This is a genomic window from Polaribacter sp. (genome assembly GCF_965656025.1).
Taxonomy (GTDB): Bacteria; Bacteroidota; Bacteroidia; order Flavobacteriales; family Flavobacteriaceae; genus Polaribacter.
The window spans coordinates 1287-14934 of sequence record NZ_CBFHJT010000064.1; the positions used below are offsets into that span (position 1 = coordinate 1287).

The window sequence follows — 13648 nt, forward strand, 5'->3', positions numbered from 1 at the left end:
GTAAATACATGGTTACAGATGTAGATACAATTGATAAAAATATGAATGTTTTTGATGCTGCCTTTAAATTTATTTCTTCGCACAGAAGACGTTTTCCTGTAATAGATAATGGCAAATTAATTGGACAATTAAGTCAGAAAGATGTTTTAAAAGCGGCCATAAAAGTGAAAGGAAATACTTGGAAATAAAACAATTATGAATAAAACATACGCAATTTCTATGTTTATTGTTTCATTAAGTTTCTTTGTTGGAGATTTAGTAGATTTAGACAAAAAGAATATAACTATTTACCTTATTTTAAAAATTGTGTTTTGGTTTTTAGTGATGTTATATATGGTTTTTGGGTACTTAAGCATTTTAAAAAAACAGAAAAATAAAAATAATCTTTAGTCTTTGAGTTAAGCAAACTTATAACTTTAACCCTCTTTTCTAATTAATAAAAAAGTTTCACTTTCTAGAGCCAAATATCCTTGGTCATAAACATAAAAATAGGTGTTGCCTGTTTTGGTTTTATAGATAGAGGTAAAAAACTGAAAATCGAAACCTTTGTCATACAATCTAGTTCTAGAAACCTTCGTTTTACCAGAAACATTTAGTTCGGTTAAAATTTTATAATTTTTTCTAAGCCTATTGTTTATGTTTCTAATAAGGTTTTTACTGTCTTTGTTTACACGATTGTTGTAAGCGTTTCTGCAATAATCTGAGCAGAATTTTTTGTCTATTCTACCTTTAACAGGCTCATTACATTCTAAGCAGTTTCTCTTTTCCATAGCGTTGATTTTTTTAAATTTTAATTTCTCTCCAATTTTCTCCAGATTTTATTCTATCTAACTGTGTGGTGGTAATACCAAATTGGCTAGCAATAATTCTTAATCTTGTTCTTCTATTTGGGTCTAACAATTTCTTTTTTATAATTCTAACTTTTCCTTCTGTTAATTTTGCACCAGGTTTAATACCAAATTTTGCTATTCTTTTTGGGTTTGTTATTTGATGTTTCGAAAGCTCTTTTCTATTTACCCATTGCAAGTTTTTGTAATAATTATCTTTTAAATCATGATTTTTATGAATCACAAAATTTTGATTTTCTCTCTTTTCTAAAAACAGTAAACCTACCACTTTATGCACATAAGCATTACCTCTTCTTTTACTGTTTTTCTTAGGATAGGTAAAGGTTTCAAAATTGTTTATTTTACCAATTGTTAAAGGCTTATAAACATCTTCTTCAATTTCTTTTTTTACCCTTCCATAATTAGAAACATAAATTTTTTCTTTATCGGTATTATAATCTTCTTTTTCAAATAGCTTCCATTGTTCATTTCTGTACGATTTCATTTCTATAAGATTTTCTTCTACAAACATACAAAAATATCCGTTTACAAACGACTACAAATAATTACAACCGAAAGTAATTGTTTTGTAACCGAATAAAAGTTGCATGGTGTTTCATCTTTGCAGTGTCAAACGAATTGACAAAAACAAATTATAAACCTGCACTAAAAACAAGTGCACAAAAACTTATCTTATGAATACGTTAAGAAACAAAGTACAATTAATTGGTAGATTAGGTCAAGAGCCAGAAATAGTAACCTTTAAAGATGGCAACAAAATGGCAAAATTTTCTATGGCTACAGATGATAGTTACAAAGACAAAGCTGGTAACAAAGTTGAGCGTGCTTATTGGCACAACATCATTATAAAGGGTGGTTTGGTAAATGTGGTAGAAAATTATGTAAATAAAGGGCAAGAAATTGCTGTAGAAGGCAAATTAACAAACAGAACCTATAATACAGAAACAGGAGAAAAACGTTATGTTACAGAAATCTTAGTAAACGAACTATTAATGTTGGGAGGAAAACAATAGGGAAAATTTCTTATGAAAAAGAATAAAATCCACTTTTTTAAGTGGATTTTATATTTTTAAAAAAGTACTAAAATAGTGTAAAGCCAACTTTTAAATAAATATTATGTAAATTTAAACTTGTAATTATTTTAAATTAAAAAATGAAAAATATTTTAGTGTATATACTTTTTTTTATTCTTGTGGGAGTTGCTTGTAACTCCTCAGAAAAACAAGAACAAGATATCGATATAGAGTCTGAATTAGAAGAAACAACAGAAATTGATTTCTATTTAGGAGCTGATTTATCTTATGTAAATGAAATTGAAAATTGCAACGCTGTTTTTAAAAATGATCAAAAAGAAATTACAGATCCATTTACAATTTTTGCCAATGAAGGTGCCAATTTGGTAAGAGTTAGGTTGTGGCATAATCCTACTTGGACAAATTACTCTAATTATAAAGATGTAGAAAAAACAATTGGTAGAGCAAAAAAAGCTAAAATGAAAGTATTGTTAGATTTTCATTATTCAGACGATTGGGCAGACCCAAATAAGCAAATAATACCAAAAGCTTGGTTGCAAGTAGCAGACAATATTAATATTTTAGGAGATTCTATTTACAATTACACCTACAAAACACTAGAAAACTTACATCGAAAAAATCTTTTGCCAGAAATGGTACAAGTTGGTAATGAAACCAACATTATGATTTTACAAAAAACCGAAAAACCAGCAACCATGAACTGGCAAAGAAATGCTTTTCTATTAAACAAAGGCATACAAGCTATAAGAGATATTTCTAAAGACATAGACAAAAAAATAGAAATTATGTTGCATATTGCTCAACCAGAAAACGCAGTTTGGTGGTTTAAGCAAGCTAAAGAAAATAATGTGATAGATTTTGATTGGATAGGGCTTTCCTATTACCCTAAATGGTCTAAATATAATCTATTAGAAGCTTCAGAGGTTTTAAAAAGCCTTATTAAAACCTACAATAAAAAATTAATGGTAGTAGAAACAGCATATCCTTTTACATTAGAAAATGCAGATGCAGCTGGTAATATTTTAGGGGCTGATGCTTTAATTGATGGCTATAAAGCTACGCAAGAAGGACAATTAAATTACTTATTAGACTTAAAAAAGATGTTAAAAAATTCAGGTGCTAAAGGATTGGTTTATTGGGAACCTGCTTGGGTTGCTAATAATTGTAGTACACGTTGGGGAAAAGGATCTCATTGGGACAATGCCACTTTGTTTGATAAAAATTATATTCCCACAAAAGGAATGAACTTTTACAATGAATAGTAGAAAATCCTTTTTTTGGCACTACATTTGAACAGAATTATACAAATTGAAACAAAATGAAAATCATGAAAATTATATCTATACTCACAATTCTACTTGGATTTTCTCAATGTATTAGTAGTAAGTTTGTTAAAAACCCTTCGTTTAAAGTAGAAAAAGCTACCTATAATAAATGGTCTGGAGGGCAACCAGGTGTTAGCGGAATTAAATTAGAACTTCAACTTGTAAATGCTTTACAAATAGAGTTCGATTCTTTATACTTTCAAAATAAAAAGACAAAAGTAGAAACAAGACAAATAAATAATATGTTGCAAGTTACTGGGCATTTTTCTACATCAATAAGAAAAAATAAAGATTTAATTTTAGATGCAGACCCAACAAAAGAACTAAAAAACTCACCACCACTATTACAAAATTTCCCTTTCAAATTAAAAGATAATGAGGCAGTTTTAAGTTTTAAAAAGAACAATAAAACTCATTATTTTAAAATTGAAGAGATTAAAGAGACACCACCTTCCTTTTTTCCATCAACAAAACAAAAGTAGTTAAAATATTGATTATCAACACACAAAGCCACTAATATTTAGTGGTTTTATTTTTGGCACGCAATTTGAATATTTATAACTGTAACCTTAAAACTACAGCTTATGAAATCTTTAAAATTACTTTTCGCAATACTTATAACAGGTGCTTTGTTTAGCTCTTGTTCATCAGTTTTTCAAGACGATTTTAGAAACGAAATTTCTTTAGAAGACGTAGTTTCTGGCTACGATTTATGGTATGTAGATTACCATAGAACTATTGGTAATAGAGACATACCTTTTGTATCAAAAGCATTCACATTATCTTTTTTAAACGGTGTTATGTATGCTAATAATAATATTGCAGATATTGGTTATACTGGCAATGGTTTGGGCATAGATGTTGGTATTTATGATACATTTACAGGTCTATTAGAAACTAGACACGATATAGATGGAAGAAACAATTTCGAAGTTTCTGTAATATCTAATAACGAAATTAGTTTGTACAATTACCGACAAAATGTTACATATTTTTTGGTAGGTTATCAAGTAAATACTTTTGATTATGATAAGTTATTTTATGAAAACATAGAATACTTTTTACAAGAATATGGCGCTTGGGAAAAAACAAGCACAACTGGTGGTATAGTAAATGCTTTTGATGATGAAAATTATCTACAATTTACACCAGAAAATATAACAACATTTTATAGTTCTCAAGATCCTTTTGGCACACAAATTGCAAATATAAATTGGAGTTACGTTGGTGGGTACGAAATCTATGACGTAGCAGGTTATGAAGATCTAAAAATCTTAACATTAAATTATGATGGTGGAGATATTGAGGAGTTTGAATTAAGCGTTATTAATGATGGAGAGATAGAACTTTACAACCTAAATTCTGAAACGGTTTATCGTTTTGAAGGTAGAGGATTTGTACAATATTTAAAAGGAGAAAAAACAGCAAAAAAAGCAAAAGATATTGTAAGGAATGCAGATAGAAAACGTACTAAAGTAGTAAGAAAAATAAAAGAAAGAAGAAATTAAAAATAAAGTTTGGTTAGTTGATTTTTGGTTGGTTATTGCTTAATAACCAATTGAAAGAGAAACCGTCCTGAGGAGGACGGTTTTTTCTTGTTCATAATTTATGAAAACTACAAAGCTTTTTATCATTTAAACCATAATTGTTTTTTTAATTTTATAACAGATTCAGTTCTTAAAAAACTAGTTAAAATTCTCATTTTTATTATTTTAAATATATGGTACAAACAGCTTTTATTACAGGCGCAACCTCTGGTATTGGAGAAGCCACTGCAATTATTTTTGCAAAAAATAACATCCGTTTAATTCTTTGCGGTAGAAGAGCAGACCGTTTGCAAACATTAAAAGAAAATTTAAGTAAGTATACAGCAGTATCCACACTAAATTTTGATGTCTCTAAAAGAAACGAAGTTGAAAAAGCTATAAAATCCTTACCTGAAGATTTTCAGCAAATAGATATTTTAATAAATAATGCAGGCAATGCCCATGGTTTGTCTACCATACAAGATGGCACCATAGACGATTGGGATGCCATGTTAGATATAAATGTAAAAGGTTTATTATATGTTTCTAAAGCCATTATACCACAAATGACTAAAAGAAACAGCGGTTTTATTGTAAATATTGGTTCTATTGCTGGTAAGGAAGTATATCCTAATGGAAATGTATATTGTGCTTCTAAACATGCTGTAAATGCCTTAAATAAGGCGATGAGAATAGATTTAAACAAATATAATATACGTGTTTCTGGCATTCATCCAGGTGCAGTAGAAACCGAGTTTTCAGAGGTGCGTTTTAAAGGTGATGTTGAGAAAGCAAAAAGTGTTTATTCAGGCTATAAAGCTTTACAAGCAGCAGATATTGCAGATATCATTCACTTTGTAATTACAAGACCTTATCACGTAAATATAGAAGATTTGGTGGTATATCCAACAGCACAAGCAACTCCTACAATTTTAAATAAAGATTAAAATGATTAATAAAAGGCTTTTAATTAAAAAATTACTCTCTCATAATGATGAGAATAGTTTCTTTGATAAAAAGCAAAAAATATCATTTAGCTCTAAAGACGGTAAAGCAAAATTTTTAAAGCATGTTTGTGCTCTATCAAACTCAAACCCAAATAACAACTCTTACATTGTAATTGGGGTAGAAGATGAAGAAAACAAAATTGTAGGTATCGATTTTTTTGATGATAGCAAAATACAAAACCTGGTAAATGCCTACTTAAATAATCCACCAAAAATTACGTACGAAAATGTACTTTTTCCAAGATTACCACGGAATAAAGTAATTGGTTTAGTTAGCATATATCCAAATAATAGCATTACATCGCTCTCTAAAAATGCTTGGAAATATAAAAAAAACACCATTTTTTACAGAAGAGGTAGTAACTCTATGCCTTTTTTAGGAAACCAATTTCAGCTTAGAAATACCAATCAAGCCATTGTAGCAGATATCGAAAAAAATGCACGTAATAATATCCAATTAACTTTAGATGGTGTATTTAATTTTATAAATAATCACAAAGAAATTTACAACCCACAATACAAAGTTTTTAACGAGCAATTTGTTTTGTGTTGGGCAGGAGAACGTAAAATAATAAACGGACAAGAGTTTTTTTCTAGAGTAGATATAGAGTTGATAAACGAACAAGTAAAACTCTTTTTTTCTGCTTTAGATGATGTTCAAATAAGCTATAACAACAATACCTATATAGTAGAAGAGTATATTTATTTAGGCTTAGAAAAACAAGAAAAGTACTACCCATTAGAAAAAACCATTATCAACTTTAAAAACAATGGCAAACACAATATTGTAAAAGAATTTTTGTTTGAACCACCCGTTTTTAACGAAGAAATAATGATACATATTTATAATAATTGTAATTTAATTGTTCAAAAAATAGTGCAAAAAAAACCGCTTTCTAGTACAGAGCAAGAAGATGTTTTACGATTACCAACTAATTATTTAATTTGTTATTTACACGGTTTTTTAGACGTTGTAGAGAACCTTAAAAAAGCAAAAACATACATTAAAAGTTTAGCAAATAACAACACCTACATTAAATATAATGAGGCCTTACGTATTATAAGAAAAGTAAAGTATGCATAAACTTATTTGTTAAGAGTTCTTGTAAATAAAACGTACAAACTTTGAAGTATCAACTTTTATCAAACTAAAAAAATACGGTTTAGATTTGCAGCTAAACCGTATTTATTAGAAGATTTTAATCTTTTTTTATTTTCTGTTGGGTTGCTTATAATATTTTTTACGTAACCAAAAAGAAACGCGAACCAATAAAATTAAGGCAGGTACTTCTACTAAAGGACCAATAACACCTGCAAAGGCTTGCCCTGAATTTAGTCCGAAAACTGCAATAGCAACTGCAATAGCTAGCTCAAAATTATTACCTGCTGCTGTAAATGCAACTGAAGCCGTTTTGTCATATTCTGCACCTGTTGCTTTGGTAAAGAAAAAACCAATGATAAACATTAACGTAAAGTAGATAAGTAAAGGAACTGCGATAATCAAAACGTCCATTGGAATTTCTACTATCAATTCTCCTTTTAATGAAAACATAACTACAATTGTAAATAAAAGTGCAATTAAGGTAATTGGTGAAATCGTTGGAATGAATTTGTTGGTGTACCAATCTTCGCCTTTTAATTTGACTAAAATTAATCTACTTAAAATTCCCATTAAGAAAGGAATACCTAAATAAATAGCGACGCTTTCTGCAATTGTGCCGATTGAAATATCTACAATTGCTCCTTCAAATCCAAAATAGGGCGGAAGAACTGTAATAAAAATCCACGCATAAAAGCTGTAAGCGAAAACTTGAAAAATACTGTTTAAAGCTACCAAACCTGCTCCATATTCACTACTGCCTTCTGCGAGGTCGTTCCAAACCAAAACCATTGCAATGCAACGAGCCAAACCAATTAGAATTAAACCGACCATATATTCGGGATAATCTCGTAAAAATGTGATTGCCAAAACAAACATTAAAACAGGACCAATTATCCAATTGAGAATTAATGAAATGGAAAGGATTTTGGTATTTCTAAAAACTTTCGGCAATAATGAATAATTAACCTTTGCCAAAGGTGGATACATCATTAAAATCAAACCAATTGCAATGGGAATATTTGTTGTTCCGCTACTAAATGAATTTATAATGTTGGGAAATGTTGGAATAAAATACCCAAGTCCAACACCAATAATCATTGCAATAAATATCCACAATGTTAGATTTTTATCTAAAAAACTTAATTTTTTTAAAGCCATTTTTAAGAATTTATTTGAGAAAAAATATAGAATAATTCAGTTGCAATTTGCAGACTTCGTTCCTTATATTTTGCGGCTTGTTGTGGTGTATTGTCAAATACTTTTGGATCTTCAAAAGTAATAGGAATACGTTTTTCTGCACCTGCTATAAAAGGGCAACCACCATCTGCTTGTGAGCAAGTCATAATTGCTACAAATTCGGATTTGGGATTAAAGTCGTCATCTAATTTTTTTGAAAAGCCAATTATTGGATGCTCGTTGTCAGCATATTTGATACTGTAAATTGGGTTTTCGTTTTTTGATATCGTTTTAATTTGAAAACCTGAATTTTGTAATGTTTCGGCAACCACAGGAAAAAGTGCGGTGCTTTCAGTTCCGCCCGAATAACAAAACACATTTTTGATATTGAAGTAATTTGCCATTGTTTGCCCCCAAACTTGTGATAAATGACTTCTACGTGAATTGTGAGTACAGATAAAGTTGATGCGGATTTCTTTGTTTTCTGAAACTTTGGACTGAATATAATCAGTTAGCGGTTGTAAAACTGTTTTGCGCTCTCTTGAAATAGTTTCTGTATTTAATGATTTGATTACACTTTCTATTTCTGAAAATACCGTTGGTTTTGTCAGGGTCATTTTTTATAAATTTTAAATTAGGTTTAACAACAATTACTACCAGGAGCGCAGCAAGGTTCATCAATTATTGCTGATATTGTTGCCTTTGTTTTTTCTAAAGGAATACCACATTTGTCTTTTGCTAAACAATCTGTTTGTTTACTGGTTAATAAAAAGTGTTGTCCGTCAAAATCTAATCCAAATTTGCCAATTGTATCTGCCTGATATTCTACTTCAATTTCTAAATCTGATATATTTAAAACGTTTTCAGAAAGTTCAATAATATTTAATAATTTTTCTGGATGCAATCTGTGGTCGTAGTCGTTTGCATTCCAAAGTTGAAAATTTACAACATCTTCTTTTCTTTCAGTACCACCACAATCAATAAAATGTTTGGTAATTTTACCTATTTCTGTAACATGAAAATGATTGGGTACCAAAGTTCCGTTTGGTAATTTAAAACTTATGATTTCTAATTGTTTTAGTGCTAATTTTACTTGTGATAGTTTCATAATAATATTTGTTTATTGCGATGATACGATTAATAGATTTAAATTTTTTTTAACAACATTGCTGCTTTTCTGTTAAGTCTTGGTTTAAAAATTGAGCCATAAGAGTTTTCATTGCAGTCCAATTTTCTTTATGAATACAGTAGCAAACACTTGTTCCTTCTACATTTCCTTTAATTAAACCTAAATTTTTTAACTCTTTTAAATGTTGCGAAATTGTTGGTTGTGCTAGTCCGATTTCGTTTACCAAGTCTCCACAAACACAAGCGTTAATTTTAAATAAATGCTGTAAAATGGCTACCCTTGCAGGATGTCCGAATACTTTGGCAAAAAGAGAAATCTCATTTTGTTGGTCTGTAAACATTTCCGTTTTTGCTAATCCCATTTTTCTATTAATTAATACATTGCAATATTACGATTAATAGTTGAATATGCAATTATTTTTTATCTTTTGTATAATAAAGGTTGCTTAATTTTTTAAAAAGTTAAAACGATTGCCTTACACAAAGTTTAACTTAGAAAACGATTTATTCAAAATAGCAGTATCATCAACTTGTAACCATTTGTCTAAAATAGTGGCATAAACTTCTCTAAAATCAATTTCGTGTTTTAGGTTTCCGTTTTTGTCTAGATTACTTAAATCTGGGATGTTGTTGTATAAACCATTTTGCTTTAGGTTTTTTCCAATCAAAAATACATTATTTGCTGTTCCATGATCTGTTCCCTTAGATTGATTCTGTTTTACACGTCTTCCAAATTCAGAAAAAGTAAGAATTAGCACATCATCAAAATTGTTGTTTTTTTGTAAATCTTCTACAAACACAGCCATACTTTCTGCGTACATTTTTAGCAATCTTGCTTGGGTATTTTGCTGATTTGCATGTGTATCAAAACCTGTTAAACCTGCATAATAAACCTGTGTATCTAAACCAGAATTTATAAATTGAGAGATGGTTTTTAACTGTTTGCCAAACAAGTTTTTTGGATACTTATAAGACGCATTTTTAATCTTCGTTTTTTCAAAAATATATTTTGCAGAAGATTTTGCATCAATCATGGTATTGTACAAATATCCTAAATTATGTTCGTTTAAATGCGCATCTGTATTGGCATTTATTACATTTTTATAAAAAGGTTCTCTTAAAGAGTTGTACAAGCTTTTAGCATCGGTTACCGCCAATCCATTTTGTGTTTTTCCTTTCAATAAAAGCGATAAAGATTCATCTACTTCAATAGCTTTTATTGGGTTTGCTTTGGTATAATCTAAATAACGCCCAACCCAACCATTTTGTAAATATTCGTTGCTATTGCTTGCTGTTTGCCAAATATCTGTAGCTCTAAAGTGCGATAAATTTGGGTTTGGATACCCCACATTATTAATAATACTTACAAAACCTTTGTCATATAATTTTTGCAAATCAGCCAAACTTTTATGCAAACCAATTTCATCAGTAATTTTTAATAAATTGGCTGGCTGCAAAGCAATATTTGCACGTTGTTGGTAATAAATATCGTTTCTAAAAGGTACTACAGTATTTAAACCATCATTACCACCTTTCAACTGAATAATAACCACTTTTTTGTTACCAAAAGTTTTGGTAGGTATTTGCTCAAAAGCCTTTAAAAACTGGGGTACAAAAAACATACCCGAAGCAAAAGTGGTTTGTTTTAAAAAATCTCTACGTTTCATAATTTTAAGTTTATGATTTTCAATTAAAATTGAAAGTTTAACAAAGTTGATATTCTGGTATAGACATTAATTGAACACAAAAATCCTTTTTTGGGATACCTAAATTTTCTGTTAGCAATTCTGCTGTACCTACATTTATTTTAGATGCTATTACCAAAGAAATCAACGTTTTGTTGTCGATTTTTTCATAATTTTTTTCAAATGGATTCCAATTGGTTTTCGTTTTAATAAACGCTTTTCTTTTCAATTTTTTAGAAGTAAAATTGGTAAGCATTGTTTCTTCATCTCCAGTGTCTGAGTATGTAATTTCGGCATTATTTAAAATGATGGATGCAAATCGCAAACGTCTCACTAGAGTGTTACTATCAATCCAATTTCTTCCAGTTTTCCAACCAGCAACATTTGGGGGTCTTAATAAAGTTTGCCCTAATAAACGTTGAACTAACAAGGCTTGTTTTGGTCTTTTAAAATGATATGGAATTACTTTGTGTATGCCTGCTAAAAACTCCATAGGCGATTTTATTTTCGTACCAATATTTTCATCCTCATAAAACCAATCTGATAATAAAACAAAACGCATTAAATTTTCGATATCATAATCCTTGTAAAAAACAGTGGTCATTGCATCTACATGTTTTTTGTTGATGGTTTCATTTACAAAATAACGGTATATTTTTTCTGATATAAAACGAGCACATTGTTCTTGTTCTAAAATGATATCAATAATATCATCACCATTAAAATTACCCGTTTTTGCAAAAAAAGTCTTTTCATTTTCATCATGATGTCTCTTTTTCATCACAAATTTGCCCCTAAAATTATGGCTATATCCTGTAAAAGCTCTGGCAGATTCTTTAATGTCTGTTTCTGTATAATTTCCTTGTCCTAAGGTAAAAAGCTCCATTAATTCTCTTGCAAAATTCTCATTCGGACTCTTTTTTCTATTTTGTTTGTTGTTTAAATAACCCAACATAGAAGCATCTTTAGAAACTTTTTTGGTAAAATCTCTAAAATTTCCAAAAGCATTTTTTCTAAGTAAATTGTTATAATTTTGAGTAAAAAGGATGTTGTTTCTGCTTTCACTAACAAAGTGATTCGCCCAAAATAAAGTCATTTTTTCTCTAAAAACCTCTGTCGGATTTAAAATTCTTTCCATCCAAGAAACAGAAAAACCTTGTACTTTTTTTCTGCTAACTTTTTGTAATGCTTGTCTTTTTTCTTTGTTCTTAAGGTCGTTAGGTTTTACATCTTTTAAGAAAGATACATCGGCTTTTAAAGGGGTGGTTTTAGCAGAATTTTTAAAAACTTCTTCTACAACTTTGTGTTTGTTTTTTTTAGACAAACGCTTTATTTCATTTGGGCCAATGCCAAAACCAACTCTATTATATAAATGTTGTATGTGATTTGCTTTCATAAAACTTAGACATTATTGAGTATAAAAAGTTTAATGTAAAATTACTTTTCTGTTAAATTTAGTACAAAAAGAGCAGTTTGAATTAATAATTTACAATTTTTTGTAACTTAGAGCAATAAATTATAAATCAACTTTTTATGCCAAATTATACTTTAAATGTTAACGGAAAACAAGTTTCTGTTACCGCAGATGCAGATACACCTTTACTTTGGGTTTTAAGAGACGAATTAAATTTGGTAGGTACTAAATTTGGCTGTGGTATTGCACAATGTGGTGCATGTACAGTGCATATAGATGGTGTTGCAACAAGAAGTTGCCAAATGCAAGTTGCTATTTTAGACGATACAAAAATTACAACCATAGAGGGTTTATCTAAAGATGGTAAACATCCTGTGCAAGTGGCTTGGAAAGAAATAGATGTACCGCAATGTGGGTACTGTCAAGCAGGACAAATCATGACAGCTGCTGCCTTTTTAGAGGAAAATAAAAATCCTTCTGAAAATGAAATAAGAGAAGCCATGCATGGTAATATTTGTAGATGTGCTTCTTACAACAGAATAGAAAAAGCAGTTAAAGTTGCTTCAGAAAAATTGTCTTAATTAAAACCAATAAACATGAAACTTCACAAAAACGATAATTTTAGCAGAAGAAACTTTTTAAAAACCTCTGTTTTGGCAGGTGGTGGTATGCTAATTGGCTTTAATTTTTTAACAGCCTGTAAACCAGAAGCTAAAATGCCTGTAGATATTGCGAGCCTAAATTTTAACGATTTTAATGCATTTATTAAAATTTCTGATGAAGGTTATGTGACTATTTTTTCCCCAAATCCAGAAATTGGTCAAGGTGTAAAAACATCTATGCCAATGATTATTGCAGAAGAGTTAGATGTAGAATGGAAAAATGTAACAGTAGCTCAAGGTGCGTTAGATACTAAAAATTATAAACGTCAAATTGCAGGTGGTAGCCAATCTATAAGACAAAATTGGACTGTTTTAAGACAAACAGGTGCTACCGCAAAACAAATGTTGGTAACTGCAGCAGCTAATAAATGGAATGTAGATGTTGCTACTTTAAAGGCATCAAAAGGTACGATTATCAATCTAGATGGAGCAACTTTAGGCTATGGTGATGTTGTAAAAGATGCTGCATTATTGGAAGTTCCAGAAAATGTAAAATTAAAAGAAATTAAAGATTTTACCATTATTGGTAAGGATGCTATTAATGTAGATATTGATAAAATTATTACAGGAAAACCTTTATTTGGCTTAGATTATAAAACAGAAGGTATGTTGTATGCTTCTGTTTTAAGACCGCCTTCTTTTGGGCAAGTTTTAGCATCTTTTGATGCTTCAGAAGCCAAAAATATTACTGGAGTTGTGGATGTAATAACAATTGGAGAAAAAGCAAGGAATTTTTTAGAT

The 13648-nt window shown here is 29.7% G+C and carries 18 protein-coding genes; 10 read left to right on the plus strand and 8 right to left on the minus strand.

Annotation, left to right across the window (positions count from 1 at the left end; all coding sequences use genetic code 11):
• Positions 1–188: CBS domain-containing protein (locus tag ACTG3S_RS11485; protein ID WP_439129492.1), on the plus strand; the 188-nt coding region annotated here is incomplete at its 5' end.
• Between the two features lie 7 nt (positions 189–195).
• Entirely contained in the window at positions 196–390 is a 195-nt protein-coding gene (locus ACTG3S_RS11490; RefSeq protein ID WP_439129493.1) for a hypothetical protein, read from the plus strand.
• A gap of 26 nt (positions 391–416) precedes the next feature.
• Here the strand turns inward: ACTG3S_RS11490 and ACTG3S_RS11495 are convergent, their stop codons facing one another.
• The gene (locus tag ACTG3S_RS11495) at positions 417–770 is read right to left on the minus strand and encodes a hypothetical protein (RefSeq protein WP_439129494.1); all 354 of its coding nucleotides are present in this window, start codon (positions 768–770) and stop codon (positions 417–419) included.
• Positions 771–783: 13 nt separating this feature from the next.
• Positions 784–1359, minus strand: a complete 576-nt coding sequence (locus tag ACTG3S_RS11500) for an HNH endonuclease (protein ID WP_439129495.1) — start codon at positions 1357–1359, stop codon at positions 784–786.
• Positions 1360–1522: 163 nt separating this feature from the next.
• Here ACTG3S_RS11500 and ACTG3S_RS11505 point away from each other — a divergent pair, with 163 nt between their 5' ends.
• The 6 genes from ACTG3S_RS11505 to ACTG3S_RS11530 all read left to right on the plus strand — a co-directional run bounded on the left by ACTG3S_RS11505 (position 1523) and on the right by ACTG3S_RS11530 (position 6824).
• Positions 1523–1861, plus strand: a complete 339-nt coding sequence (locus ACTG3S_RS11505; protein ID WP_439129496.1) for a single-stranded DNA-binding protein — start codon at positions 1523–1525, stop codon at positions 1859–1861.
• A 140-nt stretch (positions 1862–2001) separates the two neighbouring features.
• Positions 2002–3144 carry a glycoside hydrolase family 53 protein gene (locus ACTG3S_RS11510; protein ID WP_439129497.1) on the plus strand — a complete coding sequence of 381 codons (1143 nt, stop codon included), beginning with the start codon at positions 2002–2004 and terminating at the stop codon, positions 3142–3144.
• A 65-nt stretch (positions 3145–3209) separates the two neighbouring features.
• A complete protein-coding gene (locus ACTG3S_RS11515) occupies positions 3210–3689 on the plus strand; it encodes a hypothetical protein (protein WP_439129498.1) in 480 nt (159 codons plus the stop codon).
• A 102-nt stretch (positions 3690–3791) separates the two neighbouring features.
• Positions 3792–4715 carry a hypothetical protein gene (locus ACTG3S_RS11520; protein WP_439129499.1) on the plus strand — a complete coding sequence of 308 codons (924 nt, stop codon included), beginning with the start codon at positions 3792–3794 and terminating at the stop codon, positions 4713–4715.
• Positions 4716–4927: 212 nt separating this feature from the next.
• Entirely contained in the window at positions 4928–5680 is a 753-nt protein-coding gene (locus tag ACTG3S_RS11525; protein ID WP_439129500.1) for an SDR family NAD(P)-dependent oxidoreductase, read from the plus strand.
• 1 nt (position 5681) lies between these two features.
• Positions 5682–6824, plus strand: coding sequence for an ATP-binding protein (locus tag ACTG3S_RS11530; RefSeq protein WP_439129501.1), 1143 nt, complete (start codon positions 5682–5684; stop codon positions 6822–6824).
• 126 nt (positions 6825–6950) lie between these two features.
• Here the strand turns inward: ACTG3S_RS11530 and arsB are convergent, their stop codons facing one another.
• From arsB to ACTG3S_RS11560, 6 genes are all read right to left on the minus strand, one after another.
• Positions 6951–8000: an ACR3 family arsenite efflux transporter gene (gene arsB, locus ACTG3S_RS11535; protein WP_439129502.1), complete on the minus strand. Its 1050-nt coding sequence runs from the start codon at positions 7998–8000 to the stop codon at positions 6951–6953.
• 2 nt (positions 8001–8002) lie between these two features.
• Positions 8003–8635 (minus strand): low molecular weight phosphatase family protein, encoded by a 633-nt coding sequence (locus ACTG3S_RS11540; RefSeq protein ID WP_439129503.1) that lies wholly within the window; start codon positions 8633–8635, stop codon positions 8003–8005.
• Positions 8636–8658: 23 nt separating this feature from the next.
• Complete coding sequence (locus tag ACTG3S_RS11545; RefSeq protein WP_439129504.1) at positions 8659–9126, minus strand: DUF6428 family protein; 468 nt, start codon at positions 9124–9126, stop codon at positions 8659–8661.
• 49 nt (positions 9127–9175) lie between these two features.
• Positions 9176–9508, minus strand: coding sequence for an ArsR/SmtB family transcription factor (locus tag ACTG3S_RS11550; protein WP_439129505.1), 333 nt, complete (start codon positions 9506–9508; stop codon positions 9176–9178).
• 114 nt (positions 9509–9622) lie between these two features.
• Positions 9623–10813, minus strand: a complete 1191-nt coding sequence (locus ACTG3S_RS11555) for a DUF1501 domain-containing protein (RefSeq protein ID WP_439129506.1) — start codon at positions 10811–10813, stop codon at positions 9623–9625.
• A gap of 37 nt (positions 10814–10850) precedes the next feature.
• The gene (locus tag ACTG3S_RS11560; protein ID WP_439129507.1) at positions 10851–12227 is read right to left on the minus strand and encodes a DUF1800 domain-containing protein; all 1377 of its coding nucleotides are present in this window, start codon (positions 12225–12227) and stop codon (positions 10851–10853) included.
• 137 nt (positions 12228–12364) lie between these two features.
• Between ACTG3S_RS11560 and ACTG3S_RS11565 the strand changes: the two genes are divergently transcribed.
• Both ACTG3S_RS11565 and ACTG3S_RS11570 read left to right on the plus strand, forming a co-directional pair.
• On the plus strand, positions 12365–12826 hold the full coding sequence (locus ACTG3S_RS11565; protein ID WP_439129508.1) for a (2Fe-2S)-binding protein: 462 nt from the start codon (positions 12365–12367) through the stop codon (positions 12824–12826).
• 15 nt (positions 12827–12841) lie between these two features.
• Positions 12842–13648: molybdopterin cofactor-binding domain-containing protein (locus tag ACTG3S_RS11570; RefSeq protein WP_439129509.1), on the plus strand; the 807-nt coding region annotated here is incomplete at its 3' end.

Bases quoted from the DNA above. Each gene is read 5' to 3' on its own strand.
- ACTG3S_RS11490 (WP_439129493.1), top strand. From the start codon at position 196: ATGAATAAAACATACGCAATTTCTATGTTTATTGTTTCATTAAGTTTC.
- ACTG3S_RS11495 (WP_439129494.1), bottom strand. From the start codon at position 770: ATGGAAAAGAGAAACTGCTTAGAATGTAATGAGCCTGTTAAAGGTAGA.
- ACTG3S_RS11500 (WP_439129495.1), bottom strand. From the start codon at position 1,359: ATGTTTGTAGAAGAAAATCTTATAGAAATGAAATCGTACAGAAATGAA.
- ACTG3S_RS11505 (WP_439129496.1), top strand. From the start codon at position 1,523: ATGAATACGTTAAGAAACAAAGTACAATTAATTGGTAGATTAGGTCAA.
- ACTG3S_RS11510 (WP_439129497.1), top strand. From the start codon at position 2,002: ATGAAAAATATTTTAGTGTATATACTTTTTTTTATTCTTGTGGGAGTT.
- ACTG3S_RS11515 (WP_439129498.1), top strand. From the start codon at position 3,210: ATGAAAATTATATCTATACTCACAATTCTACTTGGATTTTCTCAATGT.
- ACTG3S_RS11520 (WP_439129499.1), top strand. From the start codon at position 3,792: ATGAAATCTTTAAAATTACTTTTCGCAATACTTATAACAGGTGCTTTG.
- ACTG3S_RS11525 (WP_439129500.1), top strand. From the start codon at position 4,928: ATGGTACAAACAGCTTTTATTACAGGCGCAACCTCTGGTATTGGAGAA.
- ACTG3S_RS11530 (WP_439129501.1), top strand. From the start codon at position 5,682: ATGATTAATAAAAGGCTTTTAATTAAAAAATTACTCTCTCATAATGAT.
- arsB (WP_439129502.1), bottom strand. From the start codon at position 8,000: ATGGCTTTAAAAAAATTAAGTTTTTTAGATAAAAATCTAACATTGTGG.
- ACTG3S_RS11540 (WP_439129503.1), bottom strand. From the start codon at position 8,635: ATGACCCTGACAAAACCAACGGTATTTTCAGAAATAGAAAGTGTAATC.
- ACTG3S_RS11545 (WP_439129504.1), bottom strand. From the start codon at position 9,126: ATGAAACTATCACAAGTAAAATTAGCACTAAAACAATTAGAAATCATA.
- ACTG3S_RS11550 (WP_439129505.1), bottom strand. From the start codon at position 9,508: ATGGGATTAGCAAAAACGGAAATGTTTACAGACCAACAAAATGAGATT.
- ACTG3S_RS11555 (WP_439129506.1), bottom strand. From the start codon at position 10,813: ATGAAACGTAGAGATTTTTTAAAACAAACCACTTTTGCTTCGGGTATG.
- ACTG3S_RS11560 (WP_439129507.1), bottom strand. From the start codon at position 12,227: ATGAAAGCAAATCACATACAACATTTATATAATAGAGTTGGTTTTGGC.
- ACTG3S_RS11565 (WP_439129508.1), top strand. From the start codon at position 12,365: ATGCCAAATTATACTTTAAATGTTAACGGAAAACAAGTTTCTGTTACC.